This is a genomic window from Streptomyces sp. NPDC043427, from assembly GCF_056436655.1.
Genome location: NZ_JBWKCC010000043.1, coordinates 42,865 through 68,722, shown reverse-complemented (window position 1 = coordinate 68,722; position 25,858 = coordinate 42,865). Strand labels below are relative to the sequence as shown.

The 25,858-nt window shown below is 67.7% G+C and carries 13 protein-coding genes and 2 pseudogenes; 4 read left to right on the top strand and 11 right to left on the bottom strand.

Annotation, left to right across the window (positions count from 1 at the left end; translation table 11 throughout):
- Positions 1-27 precede the first annotated feature (27 nt).
- The 6 genes from AC067M_RS42345 to AC067M_RS42320 form a co-directional block, all read right to left on the bottom strand.
- Positions 28-2,928 (bottom strand): glycosyl hydrolase family 95 catalytic domain-containing protein, encoded by a 2,901-nt coding sequence (locus AC067M_RS42345; protein ID WP_478702328.1) that lies wholly within the window; start codon positions 2,926-2,928, stop codon positions 28-30.
- A gap of 654 nt (positions 2,929-3,582) precedes the next feature.
- Positions 3,583-5,085: an RICIN domain-containing protein gene (locus AC067M_RS42340; RefSeq protein WP_478702327.1), complete on the bottom strand. Its 1,503-nt coding sequence runs from the start codon at positions 5,083-5,085 to the stop codon at positions 3,583-3,585.
- 71 nt (positions 5,086-5,156) lie between these two features.
- Positions 5,157-6,692 (bottom strand): arabinosylfuranosidase ArfA, encoded by a 1,536-nt coding sequence (gene arfA, locus AC067M_RS42335; RefSeq protein WP_478702326.1) that lies wholly within the window; start codon positions 6,690-6,692, stop codon positions 5,157-5,159.
- Between the two features lie 65 nt (positions 6,693-6,757).
- Positions 6,758-7,630, bottom strand: coding sequence for a carbohydrate ABC transporter permease (locus AC067M_RS42330; RefSeq protein WP_478702325.1), 873 nt, complete (start codon positions 7,628-7,630; stop codon positions 6,758-6,760).
- Complete coding sequence (locus AC067M_RS42325; RefSeq protein ID WP_478702324.1) at positions 7,630-8,598, bottom strand: carbohydrate ABC transporter permease; 969 nt, start codon at positions 8,596-8,598, stop codon at positions 7,630-7,632. Before AC067M_RS42325 ends, AC067M_RS42330 begins: the two co-directional genes overlap by 1 nt.
- Positions 8,599-8,613: 15 nt before the next feature.
- Complete coding sequence (locus AC067M_RS42320; RefSeq protein ID WP_478702323.1) at positions 8,614-9,888, bottom strand: ABC transporter substrate-binding protein; 1,275 nt, start codon at positions 9,886-9,888, stop codon at positions 8,614-8,616.
- 269 nt (positions 9,889-10,157) lie between these two features.
- On the opposite strand from AC067M_RS42320, the gene AC067M_RS42315 reads away from it, so the two are divergent.
- The 3 genes and pseudogenes from AC067M_RS42315 to AC067M_RS42305 form a co-directional block, all read left to right on the top strand.
- Entirely contained in the window at positions 10,158-11,390 is a 1,233-nt protein-coding gene (locus AC067M_RS42315; protein WP_478702322.1) for an ROK family transcriptional regulator, read from the top strand.
- A gap of 133 nt (positions 11,391-11,523) precedes the next feature.
- A complete protein-coding gene (locus AC067M_RS42310) occupies positions 11,524-13,494 on the top strand; it encodes a glycoside hydrolase family 97 protein (RefSeq protein WP_478702321.1) in 1,971 nt (656 codons plus the stop codon).
- Positions 13,495-13,715: 221 nt separating this feature from the next.
- A pseudogene (locus AC067M_RS42305) lies at positions 13,716-14,264 on the top strand (glycoside hydrolase family 30 protein); the annotation flags it as partial.
- 162 nt (positions 14,265-14,426) lie between these two features.
- Here the strand turns inward: AC067M_RS42305 and AC067M_RS42300 are convergent.
- The 5 genes and pseudogenes from AC067M_RS42300 to AC067M_RS42280 all read right to left on the bottom strand — a co-directional run bounded on the left by AC067M_RS42300 (position 14,427) and on the right by AC067M_RS42280 (position 23,946).
- A complete protein-coding gene (locus AC067M_RS42300; protein WP_478702320.1) occupies positions 14,427-16,748 on the bottom strand; it encodes a beta-L-arabinofuranosidase domain-containing protein in 2,322 nt (773 codons plus the stop codon).
- A 498-nt stretch (positions 16,749-17,246) separates the two neighbouring features.
- Positions 17,247-17,757 (bottom strand): annotated as a pseudogene (locus tag AC067M_RS42295) (glycoside hydrolase family protein); the annotation flags it as partial.
- 483 nt (positions 17,758-18,240) lie between these two features.
- Positions 18,241-20,292 (bottom strand): family 43 glycosylhydrolase, encoded by a 2,052-nt coding sequence (locus tag AC067M_RS42290; RefSeq protein WP_478702319.1) that lies wholly within the window; start codon positions 20,290-20,292, stop codon positions 18,241-18,243.
- A 304-nt stretch (positions 20,293-20,596) separates the two neighbouring features.
- The gene (locus tag AC067M_RS42285) at positions 20,597-22,699 is read right to left on the bottom strand and encodes an RICIN domain-containing protein (protein ID WP_478702318.1); all 2,103 of its coding nucleotides are present in this window, start codon (positions 22,697-22,699) and stop codon (positions 20,597-20,599) included.
- 449 nt (positions 22,700-23,148) lie between these two features.
- On the bottom strand, positions 23,149-23,946 hold the full coding sequence (locus AC067M_RS42280; protein WP_478702317.1) for a FadR/GntR family transcriptional regulator: 798 nt from the start codon (positions 23,944-23,946) through the stop codon (positions 23,149-23,151).
- Positions 23,947-24,319: 373 nt separating this feature from the next.
- Between AC067M_RS42280 and AC067M_RS42275 the strand changes: the two genes are divergently transcribed.
- Positions 24,320-25,681 carry an ABC transporter substrate-binding protein gene (locus AC067M_RS42275; protein ID WP_478702316.1) on the top strand — a complete coding sequence of 454 codons (1,362 nt, stop codon included), beginning with the start codon at positions 24,320-24,322 and terminating at the stop codon, positions 25,679-25,681.
- Positions 25,682-25,858: the final 177 nt, after the last annotated feature.

The window sequence follows — 25,858 nt, the reverse complement described above, 5'->3', positions numbered from 1 at the left end:
CCCCGGCGCGTGCCATGCCTGCGGTCGTCAGACCCAGACGGGCTGCCATTCCTGGTTGGCGCCGCCGTTGGAGGGCCACTGGATGACCTTGGCGCTGTCGGCGGTGGATCCGTTCTCCACGTCCGCGCACAGGCCGCTCTTGACGTTCACGAGGCGGTAGTAGCCGCTCGTGGCTGCTGGGACGAGCTTCCACCACTGATTGTTGCTGTTGGTGTCCGACCACTGGTCGAGGGCCGTGCCGGAGCTGCTGGAGCCGCCGGGGTTGTCGAGCACCTTGCCGCTGTTGACGTTGGACAGGCGGAAGGAGCCGTCGTAGTCGGGCAGCAGCTTCCACTGCTGGTTGGCGCCACTCGACGAGGTGTACTGGACGACCGCGCCGCCGTTGGCAGTGGAGTTGCCGGAAACGTCCATGACCTTGCCGCTCTTGCGGTTGACCAGCCTGAAGGGGCCGGTCAGCAGGCCGATGGTGATCGTGGTGCTCGTTCCGGCGGTCAGCGACACGACCCGGGCGTGGTTGCCGAGAGGGGAAGTGGTGACGGTTGCGCTGGTGCCGATGGACGTGATGCCGCGCCGGCAGATGAAGGTGACGTCCTGGTTGACGTCCGAGACGACGGTGGCGGTGGCGGTACGGGCCGCGGTGTCCCAGACCAGGGACTTGACGGTGACACGGCCCCGGCCGCGGACCCCCTTGATGGTGCCCTTCGTCAACTGGTCCGGCAGGGCGGGGAGGATCTCCAGGACTCCGGGACGGGTGTAGACGAGCGCTTCGGCGAGCACGGCCGGGATCGCGTTGGCGGCATCGGCGTTGTAGATGTCCAGGTTCGGGTTGTGCGAGGTCATCAGCGACCGGAACGTCATGTTCCTGCCCATGATCTTCAGCAGGTTGCTGTAGACACCGGGGGCGTCCTTGAGCCGGGCGCGGGCAAGAGCCCGGTGCAGGCTGCCGTGGGCCGAGTAGTTCTGGTCGCCGCGCAGGTCCAGGGCCCGGCTGCCGTAGCGGACGAGGTCGGGCTCGTCCTCGGGGTTGATCTCGTGCAGTGGCCAGGCGCCGTACAGGTGCTGCGCGTGGCGGTGGTTGTAGCGGTCGGTCAGGCCCGGCCACGACCACTCGGCCAGGGCGCCGCCGGCGTTGATCGTGTAGTCGGGCAGCTTGTCCAGCAGGGTGGTCCAGCGTTCCACGCCCTGGCCGCTGCCCTGCTCGAGGCCGAGCTTGTCGGCCGCGTCGATGGCGGCCTGCAGGGCGTGCTTGCCCGCCATGATGTCGCCGGTTGCGTTGATGGAGAAGCTCTGGCCGGTGCTGGTCGGCGTGTTCTCCATGGAGAAGGAGGGGACGAAGACGGCCTTGCCGTTCTGGTCCGTCCTGGTGAGGAAGTCCTCGTAGAACAGGGCCAGTTCCATCAGTGCCGGACCGAGCTTGTTCTTCAGGAAGTCGGCATCGCCGGTGATCTCGTAGTGCTCCAGTAGTGGGTAGAGCATCCAGTCGGCGCCGCCGGTCCAGGCCTGGCCCGGGAAGCTGCCGCTGTCGAAGTGCAGCATGTGCCCGTACTCACCGTCGGTGCGCGAAGGAGCGAGGAAGCCGCGGGCACCGTAGAGCCTGGTGGCGTTCGTACGCCAGTCCGCCAGCTGGCCGAGAACCAGGTCGAAGTAGCCCTGCATGGCGTCGCCGAGGTCGAGGATGTTGCCGCCGGCGACCTGAAGGTTGATGTTGGCGTCGGTGGTGAAGTCGTCAGCCCAGCTACCGGACCAGGTGCCGGTCCAGATGCCGGTCAGGCGCGGTGGCAGGACGCCGCTGGAGCTGACGAAAAGGTAGCGGCCGGAGTCGTACATCCGTTCCAGCAATGCCAGGTCGAGGGCGGAGGTGTTGCCGTTCTGACGGGTGATCAGCTCGCTGGTGGACAGTTGGCGGTCGGCGGTGGGGACGTTCAGGTCGATGCTGGAGCGGTCGTACATCTTCTGGTGCAGCGCGGCGTGGCGGCCCAGGAGGGTGGCGTAGTCGGCGGTCAGGCCGGCGAGGACGGTCTGCAGTGGCTGGGAGTTCCAGCCGGTGGAGGTCTCGTACCGGCCGAGCTTGGTCAGCAGCAGCACCTTGGTGGCCTTGGCGACGACGAGGGTCTGCCCGCTGGCGGTGACCGAGGCGTTGGTGCCGGAGACGACGACCCGGGTGACGCCCTCGTAGCCGTACGCGCCCTGCCCGGCAGGGTAGGTGCCGCGCAGGTTCAGGTAGCCGTTGCCGCCCGAGACCGTGGCGGTGGTGGAGAAGGAGACGCTGGTCGGGACACCGTCGAGGGCGGTGTTGACGCTGAGGGTGGTGTCGACGGTGCGGCCGGTGGCAGGCAGTAGCTCGTGGACGATGACCTGGTCGGCGCGTGAGACGAAGACGTGGCGTTTCCAGGTGCCGTAGGTGTCGGTCCAGGTGTGGGTGACTTCGCCGGTGCGGAAGTCCGTGATCCGGGCGAAGTCGTTGACCGTCGTCATGCCCGGCGTGCTCAACTGCAGCTCGTAGCCGGGGTGGAAGGTCTGCGTCCACCGGAGGCTCCAGCCGTTGGCGAACGTCGAGGCCGCCCCGGCGTAGTCACCGGCCAGTGCCTTGTCCCGGGATGCTTCGAGCCGGCCCGTGAGGTCCGGGGGCATGACGCTCCGGGTGCCGTTGGGGAGGACGAACCGGTGGTGGTTGAAGATCACCTTTTCGAGGGTCGGTGCCCCGTAGTACGTGGCGCCGTACTCGCCGTTGCCGCTCAGGAACCCGTGGGTCCATGTCGAGGCGGTGGCGTTGTCCCATATGCCACGGTCGGGAAGGGTGACCTGGGGTGGGGCGGCCGCGGCGGCCGACTTGGCGAACATGAGACCGGGCAGTGCCGTGGCGCCGACGGCCAGGGCGGCGGCGGTGAGCAGGTGGCGACGGTTCAGGGGGGATTGCGGCAGGTCCATGTATCCCTACTCCGTTGTCTGATGGCTGGCGCGCTGGGCTTGACGGCGGGTCGCGCTGGTTTGGTGCGGCAGCGTCGATCGGCGATGTGCAGATGACCAGGGAGGGCCCGCAGGACCGGGACACTGGCGGCGGAGCGCTTGCAGTCGAGGGATGACGGGTGCCGTGCCTCCGTTACCGTCGGCCATGGGAACGGCTTGTATGTTGGCACTGGGGTCACCGGTTGCCGCACTGGTGAGCACCTGCTGCCTCGTTGGGTCGTCACACGCACCATTCCTCGGTTCCCTCCCATGCCCCTGCTGCGACAGCCAACGAAGACATGGGATGGATTAACAAGGATCGCCGAGGTGATGTCCAGAGCCGGGGCAGAAAAATCTTCTTATTGTCTTACGCATGGGATGTATTGGCCAGGCTGCGTAGGGAACGCTGCCCCGGAACATGGTCGTGGGGGCCGCGAAGACCTGCGGACCGTGGCCGAGATGCCGATGTTCGGGCTGTCCGACGTCGGCTGTCCACACCTTCCGCGAGCAGGCACCTGCGGTCCTCGAGCGGTGCCCGCGGCGGAAAGACTGCCGCTGGTGCGGATGGACGCCGTGCCCATGGCGGCGACCAGTGCCCCGGCGGCCCGCTCGGTGGCGGGCCGCCGGGGCACGCGGTCAGGAAAAGGTCCAGGTCTCGCTGTTGGTGCTCGCGCTTCCGCCGAGTTCCTGGTCCACCGCCGCTCCCTGGGCGGTCGAGCCCGCGACGCCGATGTGCAGGCCGCTGCCGACGCCGACCAGCATGTAATTGCTGCCGGTGTAGCTGCCGACCAGGTCGAGGAACCACTGCTGGTTCGTCCCGCCGTTGCAGGTCCACTGGTGCAACTGAACGCCGGCGGTGGTCGACTTGCTCGGGACGTCCAGGCACAACCCGCTCTTCACGCTCTTGAGTGTGTAGATGTTGTCCGCCACCCGCGTGAGGGTCCACTGCTGGTTCGTACTGCCGTTGGACGGCCACTGGATGATCTTGGCGCCGGTCGCGGTGGAGCCGCTGGAGACGTCCATCAGCATCGAGCTGCCGACGTTCTTCAGCGTGTGGACCCCCTCCGACGGGATCCCGCTGCCGGCCGTCCACGTGCCCGCGTCCACGTCGAGGGACCAGGTCGGGTACTGGCCCAGGTTGACCGTCGTGCCCCTGATGGTCAGCGGCAGCCAGATCAGCTTCGAGGCGCCCAGGTTGGAGGTGTCCCAGCGGTCACCGGCGTAGATGTAGGTGGTGCCGGAGGTGCCCTGGACGGTGATGACGTTCGCCGTCTGGCTGCCGTAGGTGCGGGTGCCGGGGGCGGCGAAGTTGCGGAACGCCGACCAGGGGCCGCTCAGCGAGGTGGCGGTGGCGTAGATGTTGTCGTTCAGGCTCCAGCCGGTCAGGTGGGAGCCGAAGACGTAGTACATGCCGTTGATCTTCACCATGGCGGGCGACTCGACGCTGTTGCTGCCGCTGCTGCCCAGCACCGCCACCGCGCTGTCGACGGAGAGGTAGTCGGCGGAGAGCTTGTAGATGCGCAGGCCGTTGTTGCGGTCCTCGCTCAGCAGATAGCCGGTGCCGTCGGTGTCCTGGAACAGGCCGATGTCACGGCTGAGGTTGCCCATCGGCCGGAAGCTGCCCCGATAGGTGTACGGGCCGCACGGGGTGCTGCTGGTGGCCACACCGACCCTGGCCTCGGCGTAGTTGGTGCTGTCGATGTGCATGTACATCACGTACGTGCTGGTCGACGCGTTGTAGATGACCTTCGGCCGCTCCACGATGCGGCTGGGTCCCAGGTCACCGCTGGCCTGCAGGGACAGGGCCTGACGCTGGTAGGTCCAGTTCGCCAGGTCGGTCGAGGTGTAGCACGGAATGTCCTGGAAGGACGTGTCCCCCGATGCCCTGCCGGTCTTGTCCTCGCCGAAGCCGTACCAGGTGTTGCCCACCTTGATGATGCCCAGGCCGTGCAGCTGGAGCGCGTTGCCGTTCTGGTCGGTCCGGTCGGCGCCCGTCGTGAACGTCACCGAGGCCGCGTGTGCCTGCGTGGCGGGGACAAGCAGGGCGGCGAGGCCGCCGAGCAGGGTCAGGAGCGTGACGAGGGTGGTCCGCCATCGGGTGCGCGGTGGCGGTGTGCGGTGCCATGTGGTGTCGGGCATGGTGTCGCCTCTCCGTTGAGGTCCGGGGATGGTGCGGGGGTGCGGGTCGAGCGGTGGGATCCTGGGGCCGCTCAGGGGGCGAGCGGGATGGTGATGGTGTTCCAGGACATCGGCGGCAGCAGGGCGCTCAGCCGTCCGCCGCCCGTGACGGTGCCGGTCACCGGCTTCGGCGTCACGCGGTCCTGATGCTGGAGCGTGTTGGCCGCGTGGCGGTCGGGGTCGGCCAGGGCGGTGTGCGTCACCTGCCCGGCCACCGGGTTGAACGCCCGTAGGTCGGCGGTGAGTTCGAGCGGCCTCGTGGTGTCCCGGTTGACGGCGAAGACGGTGAGCGTCCCGTCCTCCTGCTGGACGGCGGTCGCGTGCAGCAGGGGCACCTCGCCGTAGCGGGCGGTGTCGTGGACGGGACTGTCCAGGGCGAGCCGGAGCACCTGGCCGCCACCGTGTCGGGCCGCGTCGGCGAAGGGGTGGAAGATGGTCTGCCGCCAGGCCGGACCCCCGGGCTCGGTCATGATGGGGGCGATGACGTTCACCAGCTGGGCCAGGCAGGCCGCGGTGACGCGGTCGCAGTGGCGCAGCAGGGTGATCAGCAGGCTGCCGACCACGACGGCGTCGGTGACGGTGTAGACGTCCTCGAGCTGGCGCGGGGCCACGCTCCAGTCCGGGGTGTCGGTGTTGTTGACCGGCCGGCTCTGGTACCAGACGTTCCACTCGTCGAAGGAGAGGTTGATCCGCTTGCCGGAGTGGCGCTTGGCCCCGATGTGGTCGGCGGTGGCGACCACCCCGTCGATGAAGGCCTCCATGTCGGCGGCCGAGGCGAGGAAGCTGTCGACGTCGCCGTCGCTCTCCTCGTAGTAGGCGTGGCAGGAGATGAAGTCGACGAGGTCGTAGGTGTGCTCCAGGACCGTCGCCTCCCAGCTGCCGAAGGTCGGCATGGAGCGGTTGGAGCTTCCGCAGGCGACCAGTTCCAGACCGGGGTCGACATCGCGCATGGCCTTGGCGGTGACGGCGGCGAGGCGGCCGTATTCGTCGGCGCTCTTGTGGCCGAGCTGCCAGGGGCCGTCCATCTCGTTGCCCAGGCACCACAACCGGATGCCGTGCGGCTTGTCCACGCCGTGCGTGCGGCGCAGCTCGGAGAAGGCTGTGCCGGCGGGGTGGTTGGTGTACTCCAGGAGGTCGAGTGCCTCCTGCAGGCCGCGGGTGCCGAGGTTCACGGCCTGCATCGGCTCGACGTCGGCCTTGGCCGCGAAGCGCATGAACTCGTTCAGCCCGAACCGGTTCGTCTCGACGGTCCGCCACGCGCCGTCGAGCCGGCGGGGCCGCTGCTCCACCGGGCCGACTCCGTCTTCCCAGCGGTAACCGGAGACGAAGTTGCCCCCCGGGTAGCGGACCATGGTGACGCCCAGTTCCCGGATCAGGGCCAGGACGTCCGTGCGCAGCCCGTCCTCGTCGGCACTGGGGTGGTCCGGCTCGAAGACGCCGGTGTAGACGCAGCGGCCCAGGTGCTCGACGAAGGATCCGAACAGCCGCGGGTTCACCTCGCCGACGGTGAAGTTGGGGTCCAGATGTATGGCCCCTGCGAGCGGCGGACGGCTGGCGGGGTTGGGCATGGGTCACTCCGGGATGGATCGGTGCGAAGAGTGGGGTTCTGTACGGTTGCCGGGGTGCTCTGCGGTCAGCCCTTGATGCCGGTGTGCGCGACGCCTTCGACCAGGTATCGCTGCAGGAAGAGGAAGACGAGCACCAGCGGCAGGATGGACACGGTGGCGGCGAGGAACAGCTCGTGGATGTTGACGGTCTGCGCGGTGGTGAAGGTCGACAGGGCCACCTGCACCGTCCAGCTGGACTGGTCCTGGCCGATGACCAGCGGCCACAGGAAGGCGTTCCAGTTGGTGATGAAGGTGATCACCGCGATCGCCGAGAAGAAACCAGTCGAGTTGGGGACGACGATCCGCCAGTACGTGCCCCAGCTGCCGAGACCGTCGATCCTGGCGGCCTCCTCCAGTTCCTTGGGGAAACCGAGGAAGTACTGCCGGAAGAGGAAGGCGGTGAAGCCGCTGAACAGCCCGGGCACGATCAGACCTTGCAGGCTGGAGACCCAGCCCAGTGACGACACGAGGACGAAGCTGGGCACGAAGGTGACCGCGCTGGGGATCATGAGGGTGGCCAGCACCGCATAGAAGATCTTGTTGGCGTGCCGGTACGGGACGCGGGCCAGCGCGTAGCCGGCCAGGGAGCAGACCAGCAGTTGCCCGGCGGTGCCGAGCACCCCGACGACGAGGGAGTTCCACATGCTGCGCGCCATGGGAACCGCGGGGTCGTTGAACAGCTCGGAGATGTTCTCCCAGTGCAGCGTGGTCGGGAAGAACGTCCAGTTCACCCCGGTGAGGTCGGCGTCGGTGGCCAGGCTGTTGCGGATCAGCAGGTAGAACGGGACCAGGAACAGCAGCGCCGCGACGACGGCGACGGTGTAGAGGGCGACGCTGCCGGCCCGTCCGCTCACTGCGCGTGGACGGCCGCGGACAGGGGTGGTGGAGGAGGTGGCCATCAGCTGTCCGCCTTTCCGAAGCCGAAGATCCTGCCCTGCAGCAGCGTCACCATCGTGATGAGTGCCGAAAGCACCAGCGCCCCGGCGCTGCCGTGGCCGAAGTCCTGACCCTGCCCGAGGGCCGTGTAGTAGAGGTAGACCAACGGCGGCCGTGCGTAGGGGGTGTTGGGGAACAGGTTGTAGAACTCGTCGAACGCCTGGTAGGCCGCGATCAGCAGGAGGAGCACCACGGCGACCGAGGTGGTGCGCAGCTGCGGCAGGGTGATGTGCCGGAAGGTCTGCCAGCCGGGTCGGGCGCCGTCCGTCCAGGCCGCTTCGTACAGTTCCTTGGGGATCTGCTGGAGGGCGGCCAGGAAGAGGATCATGTAGAAGCCCAGCTGGAGCCAGAGCCGTACGGTGACCAGCACCAGCCAGTACCAGGGCGGGGAGACGGTGCCGATCCAGGCGATGGGTTCGATCCCGAACCAGCCCAGGACGGTGTTGGCGAGACCGAAGCGCACCCCGTTGAAGATCGACAGCTTCCACACCATCGAGGCCACGACGTAGGAGCACGCGGTGGGTATGAAGAACACCGAACGGAAGAAGGCACGGGCGACGCGGATGCGGTGGACGAGCAGCGCGAGCGCCAGAGCCAGGACGTAGGTGAGAGGGACGACGATCAGCGCGAAGAGCGTGAAGGTCCACAGGCTGTCGGTGAACGGCCCCTCGGTGAGGATGTCCGCGTAGTTGTCCAGGCCGACGAACTTCGTCGGGGTGACCGTGTTCTGGGCCTGGAAGAGGCTCAGGTAGAAGCTCCAGCCGACCGGCACGTAGACGAACAGCAGGAGACCGGCCAGGAAGGGACCCGCGAAGAGCCAGAAGGTGCGGGTGCTGCCTCGCACCGCGTGCCCGTCACGTCTCGCCTTCGCCGCGGGGCCGGGTGGCGCGGTGGCGCCCGGACGGGCGGGACCGGTGGTGGTGACTGTCATGCCTGTCAGGGCCCCTCAGGCGATCTTCTTGAGTTCGGCCTCGACCCGGGTGCGGGCCTTGGCCACCTCGGACTCGGGGTTCTTTCCGCTGACCACGGCGTTGTTCACCATGTCCTGGGAAATCGTCATCATGGCCTGGGTCCAGTACGGGTCGTCGTAGTGCCCGTTGGTGTCGAAGAGCTTCACCGCCTCGGCGGCGGTGCCGCTCTGCAGCTTGGTGGCCTTCGCCGCCAGGCTCTTGCGCGGGGGGATGTGGAAGCCGTAGGAGGTGCACCAGTCCTCCTGGAGCTTCGTCTGCTCGATCCACAGCCACTTCACGAACGCCTTGGCCGCGTCGACGTCCTTGGCCTTGGCGCTTACGTAGGTGGACCAGCCGCCGTTGTAGACCACCTGGCGGCCGGCGCTGCCGATGCCAGGCAGGGGGACGATGCCGAAGTCGTCGCCCAGTGCCTTCTGGATGCCGGGCATCGCCCACAAGCCGCACCACTGCATCGCCGTCAGGCCCTGGATGAACGCCGACGGGTCCCACCAGTCGGTGGGGGCGCCGAGCAGCAGCGTCTTGCTGGTGTAGAGCTCGCGCATCTTCTTCAGGCCCTCGACGGTCGCCGGGGTGTCGAAGGCGACCTTGTGGTCGGCGGTCAGCAGTTCACTGCCGGTGGCCCAGATCAGGGGACTGGCCAGGATGTCGCTGCCGCCCTTCAGGCCGAGGTACAGGCCCTTGACCCCGCCCTTGTCGAGCTTGCGGGAGACCTCTGTCAGCTCGTCGAAGGTGGTCGGGGGCTGGACGCCCGCCTTCTCCAGCATGCTCTTGCGGTAGTACAGGAACTGCGGGTCGTCGATCATGCGGATGCCGTAGACCTTGCCGTCGACCGAGTTGGCGGCCAGGTCCTTGTCCGTGAAGTCGGACTTCACGTCCGCGATGATGTCGTCGAGGGGCACGATCTGTCCGGACTTGGCCATCTGGACGTCGGGGTGGAACTCGAAGACGTCGGGGCCGCTGCTGGAGACCAGGCCGCTGGAGAGCTTGGAGGCGTAGTCACCGGGGATCCACTGCACCGACACGTCCGCCTTGCTGTACGCCTTCGCGTACCGCAGCGCCGCCTGCTGGGTGCCCGCCTCGCCGTACTGGTGGTACCACTGGCTGATCGCCGCCTTACCGCCGGTGGAGCCGCCACCGCGACCGGTGTTCCCGCCGCACGCGGCGAGGAATCCCGCCGCCGCCACGGTGCCGGAGGCGCGCAGGAAGGACCTGCGGCCGAACGATCTGCTGGGGTTCTGGTCAGGGGACATGGCCACCTCTGCTGTGAAGAACGGGTGTGGGGCCGGGCCTTGGGGACGAGGCCGCGACGGCGGGCGATGACGCTGTGGACGGCCGCGGAGTACGGCCGGTATGAGCGCGACGCGAAGCCCGCGGGTTGGGGGCGCGCAATCGGAGGGGGGAATTCCTGCCGCTGACGGGGTTGCAGCGAGCGGAGCGAGACGCAGGTTATGCGCGCTACACCCCTTCGTCAACAAGTCAGAAAAAGTCTGTGCACGGCAGTTCCAACGACGCACACCCCGTGGATACGATCAGGCGCCCCAGCCGCATCGAGCACAGGACGACGTCGTTGAAGCGGACGTACCAGGACATACGCCGGACCAACCGTTTCGCGGTGATGCGGCATCTCATCGCCTCGGCGCCCGTCGTCAGACGTGACATCGCGGCGGCCACGGGCCTGTCGGTGGCCACCGCCTCCGACATCGTCAACGAGTTGCACGAGCTGGGGCTTCTGGCCGAGATCGGACAGCAGGCTTCGGGAGGCGGACGTCCGCGGAACCTTCTCGCGCCCGCCCTCGAGGGCCCCCGGCTCATCGGCGTCGACATCGCCGAGACCTACGTCCACGTCGAGGTCTTCGACCCCGCTCTGCGGGTTCTGGCCAGAGCCGAGTACGAACTGCACCCGCACGCCAACTCGCCGGACTACGTCGTGGACCGAATCGTCCGCGGCATCGACGACGCGATCGCGCAGGCCCAGGTGGAGCGCGGCAGGATTCTCGGGATCGGCGTCAGCATTCCCGGCCAGGTACGGCCGGACGGCACGGCCTCCGTCTTCGCCCCGAACTGGAACTGGAACAACGTACCGCTGCAGGCCCTGCTCACCGACCGGGTCCCTGATGTGCCGGTCCTCCTCGACAACCCGCTGCGTGCGAGCACCGTCGCCGAACTGTGGTTCGGTGCCGCCCGCGGCCACGACAACGTCGCCGTCCTCACCCTGGGAACCGGCGTCGGCGCGGGCCTGGCCGTCCAGGGAGCGCTCTACCGCGGGGCCACGAACACAGCCGGCGAATGGGGCCACACCAACCTCGTCATCGACGGCCGCAAGTGCCGCCGCGGATGCGTCGGATGCGTGGAGACCTACGTGGGCGCACCCGGCATCATGCAACACCTCGCCGAGACCGACCCGGACAGCCCGCTCCTGCACCCCGACGACCAGACGGCGACCATCCACGCCCTGGCCACCGCCCACGCGGCCGGCGACCCCGCCGCACAACGGGTGATCGCCACGACCGGTAAGTACCTCGGCATCGCCATCGCCGACCTGATCAACCTGTGCAACCCGCAGATCATCGTGCTCACCGGCTGGGTCGCCGACCTACTGGGGGCGGCCGTGCTACCGCACGTACGCGACACCGCCGCCCGCTACGCACTCGCCGAACCCTGGGAAGGCACCGAGATCAGTCTCTGCCCCATCGACCGCAACCCGGTCAGCCTCGGCGCGGCAACCCTCGTCCTGGAAGGGTTCCTGTCCTGACACTCCTGCTGTGAGCGGCTCCAGCTTGAGGACGGGACCCCCGCGCGTGCCCAACCGCCCTGCGGCCAGGGCCGTTTGACCTTGTTTGTCTGTGTTCAAATCGAAATGCATGCAACGGAGAGGTGCACGAGTCATGGCAGATTCAGCGAGCCACGCCCTACCTGAACAGCCGTCGGCCGGCGCCCCGGGACGGCTCTCGCGGCGTCGACTCCTCAAGGGCGCCGCCGTCACCGTGGGAGCCGCGGCGCTGGGTGCCGGCGCCGCCGGGACGGCCGCGGCGGCCGACGCCTCGGTCACCGCGACGGCCCCCGACGGCAGCAACACCATCACGATGTCGCTGACTTCGGGCGCGCTCAGCTGGTCGGCGAAGCGAAGAGGCGTGACGGTGGTCGGCACTTCGGCTCTCGGCCTCGAGCTGAGCGACGGGACGGTGCTCGGCGCCGCCGGCACGGTGATCACCAACTACCAGCACTGGACCATCGACAACACCTGGACTCCGGTGTACGGCCGCAACGCGACCGTCCGCGACCGGTACCAGGAGATGCGCTGGAACCTCCAGGACACCGCCACGCTGATCAACTTCAGCGTCCAGATCCGCGCCTACCCGACTGGCGTCGCCTTCCGGTACGTGCTGCTCGACAAGGGCACCGCCACCATCGCCGACGAGCTGAGCACGTTCGTCTTCCCCGACAGCACCCTGGTCTACAGCGCGCGTGACGAGGACCCCTACAACCCGGTCGCGCCCGGTTCGATCCCCTCCACGGGCACCTCGACCACGGACACCGGCCCGCTGACCGACCTGCCGCTGACCGCCACCTACGCCGGCAACAGCCTGATCGCCTGCATCTGCGAATCCTCCCGTGTCAACTTCCCGCGGCTGATGCTCAGCTCCGTGTCCGGGCAGCCGGGCACCCTCGCCGCCTACCTGATGGAGCACACCGCCCGCGGTTCGGACAAGGTCCAGACGACCTCGACGGTCACCACACCGTTCGCCACGCCCTGGCGGGCGGTGGTGACCGGCTCCACCCACGCCGAACTGGTCGACAACTCCGAGCTGGTGCTCAACCTGGCCCCCGCGAACGCGTTGGCCGACACCTCGTGGATCAAGCCCGGCAAGGCCTTCCGGGTACAGCTCACCACCGCCGCCGGGATGGCGGGCGTCGACTTCGCCGTGGCTCGCGGCCTGCAGTACATCGAGTACGACGGTGGCTGGTACGGCGACGTCAGCAGCACCGACGCGACGAAGCCGATAGCGGACATCGACCTGCCCTCGGTCATCTCCTACGCCACGAGCAAGGGCATCGGCGTCATCCTCTACGTCGACCGCAGAGCGGCGGGCAACCCCGACAGCCTGTTCGGCCTCTATAAGAGCTGGGGCGCCGCGGGCGTCAAGCTCGGGTTCATCAACGACGGCACCCAGGCGATGACGAACCAGATCACGAACTGGGTCAGGACGGCGGCCAAGTACAAGCTGCTGATCGACATGCACGACGACGTGCGGCCGTTCGGCTACGAGCGCACCTACCCGAACTGGATCAGCATGGAGGGTGTGCGCGGCAACGAGCGCTTCCCGACCGCGAGCCACAACGTGACCCTGCCGTTCGCCCGCAACATCGGCGGGCCGCTGGACTACACCATCTGCTACGGCCAGTCGCGGGACCAGACCACCAACGTCCACCAGATGGCCATGGCGGCGGTCTTCTACCAGCCGCTGAACTTCCTGTACTGGTACGACTCGCCGGCCAGGTTCGCCAACACGGCCAACTGGCCGGGGCTGCCATGGTTCGACGCCATCCCCACCACCTGGGACGAGAGCCGCGCCCTCGCCGGATCGATCGGCCAGTACGCCGCCGTCGCCCGCCGCCGCGGCGACACCTGGTACCTCGGGGCGATGACCAACGAGACGTCCCGGACCCTGTCGCTCCCGCTGACGTTCCTGGGCGGCGGAACATACACGGCGACCGTCTACGCCGACGGCACCCCGGGCACCAGCCCCTACCAGACGCCGGTCGTGGTCAGCACCCGGACGGTCACCTCGACCACCACGCTGAACGTGGCGATGGCTCCCGCGGGCGGCCAGGCGATCATCCTCAAGCCGAGCTGACGCGACGGACGTGCCGCCGATCCCATGCACGCGCCGCTCCTGACAGCACTGCGAACGCGCACCACCAACGCCCGGATCAGGGGCATCCGTGTTCTCGGTGAACCCGCACTCGTGCCGTAAGGGCGTATCCACCGCTGTTCCTTGGGACACGCCAGGCCTTCCGCGGCCTCGATCCGTTCGTACCCGTTCTCAATTGATGAACCAGCGCCCTCGAAGGCGACATGAACCTCAGATCATCGACCCACCGGAGACACCCAAGACGGACCTCACTCCTGGCCGCCCTCTCCCTCACCACCGCCGCGCTGGTGAGCTGGTCGGCGCCGACGGCGCAGGCGGCCACCGCGACCACGATCACCGTCGACGGCTCCGGCACGGGCCGGACCTTCGACGGTGTGGGCGCGATCTCCGGCGGCGGTGGCAACAGCCGGCTGCTGATCGACTATCCAGAGCCGCAGCGCAGCCAGATCCTCGACTACCTGTTCAAGCCCGGCTACGGCGCCTCGCTCCAGTCCCTCAAGATCGAAATAGGCGGCGACACCAACACCACCGACGGCGCCGAGGCCAGCCACGAGCACACCCAGGGCGCGGTCGACTGCAACCAGGGCTACGAGTGGTGGCTCGCGGAGCAAGCCAAGACCCGCAACCCCAACATCAAACTCTACGGGCTCGCCTGGGGCGCGCCCGGCTGGGTCGGCGGCGGCAGCAACACCTTCCTCACCTCCAACGCGATCAGCTACCTGACGGACTGGATGGGCTGCGCCGCCCAGCACCTAGGGCCTTTCGTTTGGATCATGCCGGGCTCGCGGGCCCCGGCACCGCGCCTCGCCGCGTTGTCGTCGGTCGGCAGGGCTCCGCCCTGCCGCCCTCCTCCGCCTTGCGACGCACGGCACCGGACCCCGCTCCCTGATCCGGCCTGATCCAAACGAAAGACCCTAGTTCCCCAAGATGCGCCACCGGTTGTCGGCAGTGCCGTTGTCCGAGTCCTGGACTGCGAACGCGCCGACAGCGGTGGAGTTGTTCGCGATGGCGAGCAACTTGCCGCTGTTCATGTTGCGGATCTTGTAGGTCCCGTCCCCCTGGTCGAGCAGCGTCCATATGTGGTCGGCGGTGCCGTTGTCCGACCACTGCAGGATGGTCGCGCCGTCTGTCGTAGACATGTTCAGGACGCCGAGCACCTTGCCGCTGTTGGCATTGCGGAAGCGGAACCCGTTTCCGTCGGGGATCATTTGCCAGTTGTGGTCGGCGGTGCCCGAGTCGTTCCACTGCAGAGCGCGGCCACCGTCGGCCGTGGACATGTTCTGGATGCCCAGCACGAGACCGCTTCCCACGTTGGCGAGACGGACGGTGCCGCTGGTGTTCCCGCTGGTGTTCCAGTAGACGGTGTAGTTGTGGCCATGCGCGTCGTGGAACGGGCCCAGGTTGACGGTGGAGCCGTTGGCGGTGGCGGTGAAGGCGAGCGAACTGCTGCTGGTCCGTGTGATCGAGGACGTGTTCAGCGACGGGAGGGAGCTGAGCGAGGAGTCACCGTAGTTGCCGGACAGGACCACCGGGCCGTAGGTGATCGCGGCGACGTTCGCGTTGTCGTTGGCCGCTCGCATGACGATCCGCATGGGCAGGCGGACGGTGACCGTGTCACCGGAGGTCCAGGAGCGGGTCAAGGTGGCGTAGCTGCCGGGCGTGGTGGTGATGTTCTGCGCCGTGCCGTTGACGCTGATGGTGGCCCCGGTGGTCCAGCTCGGGATGCGGACGCGCATCGACCAGGTTCCGCTGACGTTGCCGGTGACCTGCAGGGTCGTGGTGTCGCTGACGGGGTACGACGTGGTCTGGGTGACCGTGATTCCGCGCTCCGACCAGTTGAGCACCGAGGGCACGAACATGTTCACGATCAGTGTGTTGTCACTGCGGAAGTAGATGGAGTCCATCAGCCTGGTGTGCATCTCCAGGCCCGTGCCCTGACAGCACCAGAAGGTGCCGTAGTCGGTGCTCCAGGTGCCGCCGCCCCACGCCGGGCCCACACCGCGTCGGCCTCCCGGCTTGAGCGGGGTGAAGTAGGTGACGTGGCCGTGGTCGTCGGCCGGGTTCTGCTGGCCGATCATCTGGTTCAGCCACGCCCGCTCGTAGTAGTCGAACAGCGCGACCCGGTTCGGGTCCAGCGCGAACAGTTCCCGGGTGAGGGTGAGCATGTTGAAGGTGTTGCAGCTTTCGCACGTGTCATTGTTCAGGTAGCCGGAGATGGCGTTCGGGGCGCGGAAATGCTCCGCCTGGCTGTTGCCGCCGATGGCATAGGTGTGGTTGTTGACGCAGTAGTTCCAGGCGTTGGTGGCGATGTCCCGGTAGCGGGTGGTGCCGGTGGCCTTGTACTCCCGGGCGGCCCCGATCCACTTGGGTACCTGGGTGTTGGCGTGCAGTCCGTTGAGCTGGTCCTGGTTGGACGCCAGCGGGTCGAACACCGCGGCGTGGTCGAACCGCCGGGCGACGGTGAGCCACCGCGCGTCGTTGGTCTGCTGGTAGAGATCGGTCAGCACGGTGTTCATACCGCCGAACTCGGTTCCCAGCATGGTCTGCATCTGCTGGCTGCTCAGTCGGCCGGTGCGCCAGTCGACCCATCCCGCCAGGGCAAGCAGCACGTCACGGGCTTGTGTGCTGCCCATGTGGCGCCATACGTCCAGCAGGCCGGCGAGGGTCTTGTGGATGGTGTAGTACGGCACGTTGCCGTTGGTCAGTTTCCCCTGCTCGAGAGCGGTGAAGTCGGACTCGGGGTAGCCGGAGAGGTACCCGGCGCTGAAACCGGCAGCGCTGTTGTTGGCCTGGCATTTGGCCAGCTCCGCAACCATGGTGGTTGCCTTGTCCCGGCACGTGGTGTCCCCGGTCACGGCGTACAGCTGTGCCCATGCCGTGAGGAAGTGCCCTTGGACGTGGGTGCGGAAGGGGAACGTCGGCCCGTCCCAGCCGCCGTTGGCAGCCGCGCCGTTGGTGGACAGCCGGTGGTTGGCGCGGAAGTTGTACAGCAGCCGGTCGACATCGACGAACCGCAGGTAGTTCCGCGTACGGTTCTGGTTGTCCAGCCACCGGCTCGCGGTGAGCTGGACCTGGCCGAGTTCGAAGGGGTACGCGGAGACCCCGATGTCGGCCCTCGCGGGGGGGATGGTGGCCGCTTGGGCGGGAGAACTGCCGATGAGGGATCCGGTGGCCGAGGCGGCGACGGTTGCCCCGGCTACTTGCAGGAGGCGCCGTCTGCTGAGGGAGGAAGACATCTTGCACCCTTTCCGTGAGGGGAGAGCGATTGCTTGGTCGTTGCGCGGTGCCTTGCGGAGACCGGGCAGCTCTTCCGGGAGCCCGGCCAGTTCCGCACTGTGGTTCGTCCTGTCCATTCGTCGGGACGCCGCCCGGGGTCGGCGACTGTGGGCAAGGCGGCAGCGCGGCTCGGCCAGTAGGTCCGGGGCCCGTAGGTGCCCTCGGACCCATCAGCTCCCTCCACTGAGACATGGGATGCATTAAGGGACATGAGCGTTGCTCCTGTCTAGCCTCGCGAAGTAACTTCCCTGCCGTCTGCCGGATTTACATCGATCAGCGCCCTGGCTGCCGAGCCAAACATTGGATGTGTCGAGTTCCCCCGTCACCACCGAATGTGAGACAGGGCCGGATTCGTGATGGTCCCCGGCTGACACCAACCAACAGCGTCCTTCTCGCGTGGGCCCCGGTGGTGTGCCTCAGTACCAGATGAGAACGTGGCGTCGGCCCTGCCGACGGCAGTTGACGGACGAGTAGATGATGGCGTACTGGCCGCGGGAGGCGTCCCAGAAGGCTTCGGGCGCCCAAGTGTGGGTGGCCATCGAGTGCAGTTTCAGCAGGCGGTAGTTGTCGAAGGAGCGCAGGTCGGCGGAGTCCCAGACGTGGATGACCTGGCTCTGCTTGGTCCAGTCGGTTCCCTTCAGGTCGGTCGCCATGATGACGAAGGTGCCGTCCTGCTTGGGCAGGAAGAAGGGGTCGCGCAGACCACCCGACCCCCCCGGTCGGGGTCACGACGGGGTTGTTCTGATTCAGCGGCATCCACTGCAGCCCGTCGGTGCTGACCGCAAGGTGCAGGCCGTAGTCCGTACCTAGGCCGTTCCGCGACTCGGTGAAGTAGCCCATGACAAACGGGGAGCCCGTCGCGGCGCCCGCGGACTGACTACCGATGGTCAGCGCGCCGGTCATGGACAGCGGCACGACCGCGGCCATGCCGAGGAACAGCCGGCGCGACGGGAGAGGGGGTGCGCTCATCTGGTGTCTCCAGGGGGTGTGCAAAGCCGGGGAAGTGGTCGCAACGGAAGACCGCCCTGATCGATATGTCGAACGTCGTTCGGCAAGACGGTCAGAGGTTAGAAGTGTGCATACGCGGCGTCAATCGTCCTGTCAGCATTGTCGGCGCGGGTTGCGTTGACGCCCCCCGGGTCCGGTGCGGACTCGGCCGTCTTCGGCGCCGGACTCGGGGGCGGGCTGCTCGTCTGCTCCAGGGGGCGGAGGCGAGCCAGGGTGAAGGTCACTGCGGATGCGGGCGCCTTCTGACGCTGGGCGGCGAGGACGTCAGGGTGGCGGGCGTCGGCATTGCGTCAGCGCAGGTAGCGGCGCAAGGCCTGGGTCTGCACCGTGTGGTTCGCTCCCCGGAACCACCCCGCCTGACTCCAGCCAATCGCCGAACAGGCGACTTGTCAGCACCCCCTCGCGAGATCGCCAACAGAGTCGCGGCATTGCCGTCAAGCGTCCCTAGCCGGTGACGCGCTGAAAGGTCCATCGCTGGTTGGAGCTGCCGACGTCGCGGTACTGGATCAGCGCGGCACCGTCGGCCGTGCTGCCTCCGCTGACGTCGAGCACCTTGCCGCTGTTGCGGTTGACTACGGCGAACGTGCCATCGGTCTGCGGGCGCAGCTGCCACTGCTGGCTTGTCCGGCCGTCGGGGGTCGACTGCACGATCCGTGCGCCGTCGGCCGTAGAGGAGCCTGCCACGTCGAGGACCTTGCCGCTGCGGACGCACATGATGGTGTGGTAGCCGTCCGGTGTGGACTGGAAGGCCCACTGCTGGTTCGATCCGCCGGAGTAGGGCCACTGGATCACGGCGGCGCCGTCCGCGTTCGAGGCGTTGGAGACGTCGGCGACCTTGCCGCTGCGCACGCTGACGCACTTGTAGGCCCTGGCGGGTGCGAGGGTGTACTCCACCGAGTCGACGTCGACGTAGCCGGTGCCGTTCGGGTTGTAGGTGTAGAGGCCGACCCGGTCACCGCGGTAACCGCCCCACGTGAGCTGGTAGGTGCCGCCGAACGAGGTGAACGTGTTCCCGTCGAGGCTGTAGGAGAACTGGCTGACTCCGTTGACGTTCCAGGAGGTGCGCAGCCACACGGCGTTCTGGGTGATCACCGGACCGTAGGTGAGGGTGCCGCCGGCGTTGTGGGCGATCGTGGTGGTGGTTCCGGAGCGCCGGACACCCAAGCCGGCGTAGGTCGCCGCGTAGTGGCACAGCCCGGCGTACTGGCCGTCGTCGAGGCCGGCCAGTTCGAGGCGGACGGTCACCGTCGCGCTGCCCGCCGTGCGCAGCACCCGTTGGGTGAGGGTGTTGCCGACCTTGGTCAGGTTGTTGGCCGCCAGCGGTGCGAACGCCTTCAATCGCAGGTAGCCGGGGCGTTCGGTCAACGACCACCGGTCCGCGCGCGGCTGGTAGTACCACTCCCACTGCGGCTTGAGACGGGTCTCGGTGAACAGGTCGCCGGTCACCACGGAGGGCAGTGCGTCGACCGGCAGACCGGGCGTGCCGTCGGCGGGCACCTGGCCCGTCCACACCATGTTGCCGATGCCGTCCGCGCCCACCGATCCCAGGATCGGCCAGCCGTCCACCCAGGTCACCGGCAGCAGGGACAGCACGCGCCCCTCCCAGTCGCCGTGGCCGTGATGGGTCACGAAGTACCACTTGCCGTCCGGGGCCTGCACCAGGCCGCCCTGGTTGGGTTCGCGGTCCACCGAGGCGTTGACGTGCTCCAGCTGCCGGGTCTCGAACGGGCCGTAGAGGCTGGTGCCGCGGTTCATCATGAGCACCCGGCCCTCGGACTTCACCTCGCTGAAGAGGTGGTAGTAGAGACCGTTGATCTTGTACAGCTTGTTGGCCTCGCTGCCCGGCGACTGGTGGATGACCGTGGGCGAACCGACCAGCGACTTCCCGTCCTCGGACAGCTTGAACAGGTTCACCTTGTAGCTGTCCGAGTAGTGCGTGGTGACCAGGTAGCCCTGGCCGTCGTCGTCCCAGAACGGGCACGGGTCGTCCCAGCCGGTGGTCCGCCACACCGCCGTCAGCGGGTCCCAGGGCCCACTCGGCGACGGGGCCGACGTCATGAAGAAGCCTTCGTCGGGCGTGTTGAAGTAAATCCAGTACCGGCCCGCGTGGTAGCGGATGGCCCCGGCCCACACGCCGCGGCCGAAGCGGTTCATCCGGTCCCAGTTCAGCTCTGGCCCGATACTGGTGAGATTGTCGACCGCGCCGCCGAGCGTGCGCCAGTTGACCAGGTCCTTCGAGTGCAGGACGGCCACGCCGGGCGAGTACCCGAACGTGCTGGTGATGCCGTAGTAGTCGGTGCCGACCCGGATGCAGTCCCAGTCGCTGAAGTCTCCCGGGATGATGGGGTTGACGTAGGTGCCGTCGCCCTGATCGCCCCACGTGCCGGCCGGAGGGGTGGCTGCCGCCGCCGTGCTCGGTGGCAGCAGGCCCGGCAGCAGGAGCACCCCGGTGCCGACCGCGGCGAGCCGGCCGAGCTGTCGTCTGGTGATGTCCACGATTCGTCCTTGGGACTGGGGTGGTTGGGGTTGGTGACAGGCCGCCGTCGAAAGTGATGCCGAAGGCGTTCAGTGCGGTCTTCCCGCGCATGGTCCAGCGAGCCTGGCCCTTGCCGGTGGGGTCCAAGCGACATGATCGCCATGTCGCTTGGACCCGGCCCGCCGACTCGTCACATCAACTGGTCGTCCACGGCCTTCGTGGACTCGCCAGGCTCGAACTCGGACACGTTCTCACTGGTCGATGCATCCTCCATGATCGGGAGTTACACCGAACGCCTTACAGCCCCTCGCACTGCCGTGCGGACTACGACAGGGTCCACTTCTGGTTGGTGCCGCCGTTGCAGGTCCACAGGACCAGCTTGGTGCCGTTGGCGGTTCCCCCGCCGTTGGCGTCCAGGCAGAGGCCGGCGTACACGTTGGTGATGGTGCCGTCCGCGTTGACGTTCCACTGCTGGTTGTCCTGGCCGTTGCAGTCCCAGATGACGACCCTGGTGCCGTTGGTCGTGCCCCGGTTGTAGGCGTCCAGGCACTTGTTGCCGTAGACCACGAGCTGCTTGCGGGAGGTGTTGTTCCACGACTGGTTCTCACCGCCGTTGCAGGTCCACAGCTGCGCGTCGGTGCCGTTGGTGATGGTGTTGTTGTTGATGTCGAGGCAGCGGTTCGACTGCGCTCCGACCACCTGGGCGCCGTTCGCGCCGGGCAGCGGGCGGACCTCGATGGCGTCGAAGTCCGGTGTCCAGGCGGAGGAGTTGGAGAACGTCAGCGTGTTCGACGAGCCCTTGGCCAGGGAGACCTCGACCGAGACGGTGCCGGGCGTGGTCCAGGAGCCGGTCGGCGGGAAGGACACCGTGGTGGCCTGCTGTCCGTTGACCTGGAGGACGGCCGTACGGGCGGCGTTGGCGCCGTTGGTGTAGGCGATGTCGACGACCTTGGTGCCCGTGGCGTCGGCCGTGACGTTGTTGAAGCGGAGGGTGTTGGCGGCGCCGTTGCCGACGTTGCCCACCTTGGTGCCGCCGGAGCAGTTGGCGCAGGTGGCGTTGGCCGCGGAGCCGCTCTTGGTGTTGGCGGTGGCCTCTGCCTCGTACGTGGAGCTCGCCGCCTCGGTGCCGCCGGTGACCGTGAGCATCACGGAGTCCCTGGCGGGGACGGAGACGGTGTAGCTGGTGCCGAAGCTGCCCACGTTGGAGCGCGTCCAGAGGTTGCGGACCGTGGCGGAGGCGCCTGTCAGGCCGAGGTCGGACCAGCGGACGGTCATGTTCTGCGCGCTGCCCGTGCGGTTGAGCAGGACGACGGCCCGCTTGCCGGTGCCGGACAGGACCCTGCTGTAGACCTGCAGTCCGGTGGTGTCCTCGGCGACCTTGACGCCCTGGAGGCCGCGCGGGTCCTGGTCGACCGCGACGACCTCGGGGTTGGTGAGGATGTCACGCGTCTGCGTGCTCATCGTGGCTATGTTGTTGCCGGCCAGGAGCGGGGCGCCGGAGACGGCCCACAGGTTCATGTGGCTGCGGTTCTGGGCGGCGGTGAAGCCGTCCAGGCCGACCATGAGCATGTCCGGGTCGTTGTAGTAGCCGGTGTGCTGGGCCGAGGGGTGCACGTTCGTGTCGAAGTTGGCGAGCATGCTGTCCCACGACGGCGACTGGCCGTGGAAGATGATGTCGGTGTTGGTACGCCACAGGGACGACATGCCGGCGCCCCAGTTCCAGGGGTTCTGCCTGCCCCAGTTGCAGATGGACAGTTTCAGCTCGCGGCCGGTGGTGGCGGTCGCCTTGGCGGCGGCGTCGCTCATGGCCTGGTACGTCGTCTTCGCGTCGAGGCCCTCGACGTCGCCGCCGCACCAGTCGATCTTGACGTAGTCGAAGCCCCACTTCGAGAACTGGAGCATGTCCTGCTCGTAGTGGCCCTCGCTGCCACTGCCGGGCGCGGCGGGGCGGCCGGTCGGGTAGTAGTAGCCGCAGCCGTCCTTGCCCGCGTCGGTGTAGATGCCCGCCTTGAGGCCCTTGCTGTGGATGTAGTCGGCGATGGCGCTCATACCGCCGGGCCACTCGGACTCGTCGATGGTGATGTTGCCCTGGCTGTCGCGGGTGCCCTGCCACCAGCCCTCGTCGAGGTTGATGTACTTGTACCCGGCCGCCGGCAGTCCGGCCGCGACAAACGCGTCGACCTGCGTCTTGATCACGTTGTAGTCGATATTCGCGGCGAAGGTGTTCCACGAGGCCCAGCCCATCGGCGCCGGGGGCACCGCGATCTGGTTGGACGTCACCGCGACCGGTTCCGCCCGGCCCAGTTCGGTGGCCTGCTGGTGCTGGAGGCCGACCAGGGCACCGGCGGCCATCGCGAACACCGCGGTACGGACGAGGACGGCTCTGCACAGGCGTCTTGTTCCGGGGGCGAAACGCTCAAGGGGCATACGAATTCCTTCCAAGGCACGACAACCGAACACACAAGTTTCGTCGATATGTCGAACAGCGCACGATTCGCCGAACGGGCCGACGCTGAAGCTAGGGTTCCGGCCGCGCAGAAGTCAACGGATCGTCCTTGCTTTTCCGATGCGTCTTGACCGTGGGAACACCTGCCCCCAGCCCGGCAAGGCAGGAAAGCCCGACGTCCTCGACCCACCGCACCGCCACCTGACCGTGGTCCACGGGGGAAGAGGCAGCGCGACCCGAAGCCGTCGACGGCCGGGTCACTCCACAGGTCGCGCCACGCCTCCTCTGTAGGCGGGTCAGCACAGCATCAGCACGGGACGAACAAGTCGGTCCCGGAAATACCAGCGCTTATGCGGCGTGCGTACGCGAATGCCGGTCGTTCTCGAGGGTGGGCGAACCCTGGGCGCGTAGGGCGCGCTGATGCGCAGCGCTATCCGAACAGGCGCCGCTGGATCTCCCGCCGGTAGTCCTCCAGGGTTCTGTCGAGGTGCGCCGCGGTGGCCTGCGCCGCCTCCTCGGGGCGGCCGTCACGGATGGCCCGGTAGATCGCCTCGTGTTCCTCGACGGCAGCCCCGGTGTTCTCGCCGAACGTGTCGTGGATACCGATGGCGCTGGACTGGCGCTGCAGACGTCGTGCGTCCCGCACGGCGCTGACGAGGAAGGTGTTGTGCGAGGCCGCGGACACGGCCGCGTGGAAGTCGTCGTCCGCCTGGTTGAACACGTCGACCTGGCCGTGGACGAACCCGTGTCGGCACTGCTCCACGGCCACCTCGATGGTGCGCAGTTCCGAAGGAGTGGCGCGGGTGGCCGCCAGACTGCTGGCGGACATCTCCTGGACCCTGCGGAACTCGAACAGCATCAGCACGTGGTCGATGTCGACGGGACGGAAGAAACCTCCCCAACGGCTGGTGATGAGCATGCCCTCGTCGTCCGCGACGAACAGGCCCCTCCCCTTGTGGGCCCGTACGCGGCCCAGTGCCGAAAGGATCTTCACGGCTTCCCGCACCACCGCCCTGCTGGTGTTCAGCCTCTGGGCCAGGTCGATCTCCGTGGGCAGCCGGTCACCCGCCACCAGTCGCTCATCGGCGATGTACTCGAGGATCCGCTCCGCCACGATTTCGTACCCGGGACGGTAGTCACGCCGCTCGTCCGGGCTGTTCACCGCCGTGGGCGCAGCGGAAAGGACCTGAGCCGGCAAGGCCGCTTCCATCGCTGGCGTGTCGTCCATCTGTGCTGCCTCCCGGGTAACTGCGGCGAACGCGACTAATCGCTGTGGAGCCGACAGCATCGTAGCTTGAATGAACTATAAGTCGTACTCATTTTGACCAAGATCTACGACGTAAGCTCTGGACTTCCAAGCATGCAAATGCCCTTTATCGGTCATAACCGTGTGCGAACACTACGTCCTCGCCCCCAAGTCCGCCAAACGAACGCCGTACACACTCTTGACGAACCCCTTGATAAGGCGGCTAATTTCTTCCACGTCGGCAGCAGCACAGCCGCCTTCAGTGCCCGACACCCGCCCGGGACGGCCCGTGTCGGGCATCCATGCGCCACCCCCCGACCTGCTCGGGGCGCCCACAAACCCAGTGGAGTGACTCATGACCGTCAACAAGCCTTCGTCCAGCCCCAAGAGAGCGCTCAGCAAGAAGCGTGCGGTGTTGCTGGCCGGGTGCGCGGCCACGGTGTTGCTGACCGTGACGGCCTGTGGCGGCGGCACCGCCGGTACGACCACCAAGGACGGCTTCGCCCAGGCGCCGCAGAAGGACGGCGCGTTGACCGTCTGGGTGGACGCGACCCGCATGGACGCCGCGAAGCTGTACCAGCAGCAGCACCCGGACGTGAAGCTGGACATCGTCAGCTACGACGGCGACGCCAACGGCTCGAACTACCTCCAGACCAAGGTCCAGCTGTTCAACCGCACCGGCAAGGGCTGGCCGGACGTCGTGTTCAGCTCTCAGAACAACGAAGCCTCCTGGGCGGTCGAGGCCGGCTTCGCCGCTCCGCTCAACAAGGGCCTGATCCCCGAATCGACCCTGGGGCAGTTCGCGAAGGGCGCCAACGACGTCTGCACGGTCAACGGCACGGTCTACTGCCTGCGCAACGACCTCTCCCAGGCCGTGCTCTGGTACAACGCTCCGCTGTTGAAGAAGTTCGGCTACCAGGTTCCGACGACCTGGGAGGAGTACCAGAAGCTCGGCGAGAACGTGGCAAAGGAGCACCCGGGTTATCTCGTGGGCGACGCCGGCGACTCCTTCACCCCCGAGATCTACCTGTGGGCGAGCAAGTGCGGCGCCAACCACATCACCGGGCCCAAGTCCGTCTCGGTGAACACCACCAGCGAGGCCTGCACCAGGATGGCCAAGCTCCTGGACGTGCTGATCAAGAACAAGTCCATGTCCATCAGCGGCGTCTTCAGCACCGACTTCGGCAAGAACCAGGCCGACAAGGTCCTGCTCATGCCGGGCCCGGCCTGGTTCGGCGGCGCGGTCTTCAAGGACACCCTCAAGGTCCCCGCCAAGCAGATCGCGGCGGCTCCCATCCCGCAGTGGCAGGGAGACAACGCGCCGTCCACCGGCAACGTCGGCGGCGGCACCTGGCTGCTGTCCCAGCACTCCACCCACCTCAAGGCGGCCACCGACTTCCTGAAGTGGGTCACCACCGACAACGCCTACCAGGGAGAGAAGGCGCCCGGCTTCCCGGCCTACGCGCCCGCGGCCGAGGCCTGGCTGAAGGGGCAGGCCGCCTCCGGCTACTTCGCCAGCGACCTGAGCGCACTCGCGGCCGCCTCGTCCCAGGTCTGGCCGGAGTGGGGCTCGGGCCAGTTCAGCCAGGAGGCGATCTGGGCGGCCACCGTCAAGCCCGGGCTGACCCAGGGCAAGTCCATCGTCTCGATGCTGCCGGCCTGGCAGGACTCCATCGTCAAGTACGCCAAGTCCAACGGATACAAGGTCTCGCAGTGACCCTCAGCCACTCCCCGACCGGCTCTGGGGGGGGGGGGGGGGGGGGGGGGGGGGGGGGGGGGGGGGGGGGGGGGGGTGGTGGGGGGGGGGGGAGGGGGGGGGGGGGGTGGTGGGGGGGGGGGGGGGGGGTGTAAGGAGTGTGATCAACGATGGTGGCGTAGAGGAAGCGGGTCAAGA

Bases quoted from the DNA above. Each gene is read 5' to 3' on its own strand.
- AC067M_RS42345 (WP_478702328.1), bottom strand. From the start codon at position 2,928: ATGGACCTGCCGCAATCCCCCCTGAACCGTCGCCACCTGCTCACCGCC.
- AC067M_RS42340 (WP_478702327.1), bottom strand. From the start codon at position 5,085: ATGCCCGACACCACATGGCACCGCACACCGCCACCGCGCACCCGATGG.
- arfA (WP_478702326.1), bottom strand. From the start codon at position 6,692: ATGCCCAACCCCGCCAGCCGTCCGCCGCTCGCAGGGGCCATACATCTG.
- AC067M_RS42330 (WP_478702325.1), bottom strand. From the start codon at position 7,630: ATGGCCACCTCCTCCACCACCCCTGTCCGCGGCCGTCCACGCGCAGTG.
- AC067M_RS42325 (WP_478702324.1), bottom strand. From the start codon at position 8,598: ATGACAGTCACCACCACCGGTCCCGCCCGTCCGGGCGCCACCGCGCCA.
- AC067M_RS42320 (WP_478702323.1), bottom strand. From the start codon at position 9,888: ATGTCCCCTGACCAGAACCCCAGCAGATCGTTCGGCCGCAGGTCCTTC.
- AC067M_RS42310 (WP_478702321.1), top strand. From the start codon at position 11,524: ATGGCAGATTCAGCGAGCCACGCCCTACCTGAACAGCCGTCGGCCGGC.
- AC067M_RS42300 (WP_478702320.1), bottom strand. From the start codon at position 16,748: ATGTCTTCCTCCCTCAGCAGACGGCGCCTCCTGCAAGTAGCCGGGGCA.
- AC067M_RS42285 (WP_478702318.1), bottom strand. From the start codon at position 22,699: ATGCCCCTTGAGCGTTTCGCCCCCGGAACAAGACGCCTGTGCAGAGCC.
- AC067M_RS42280 (WP_478702317.1), bottom strand. From the start codon at position 23,946: ATGGACGACACGCCAGCGATGGAAGCGGCCTTGCCGGCTCAGGTCCTT.
- AC067M_RS42275 (WP_478702316.1), top strand. From the start codon at position 24,320: ATGACCGTCAACAAGCCTTCGTCCAGCCCCAAGAGAGCGCTCAGCAAG.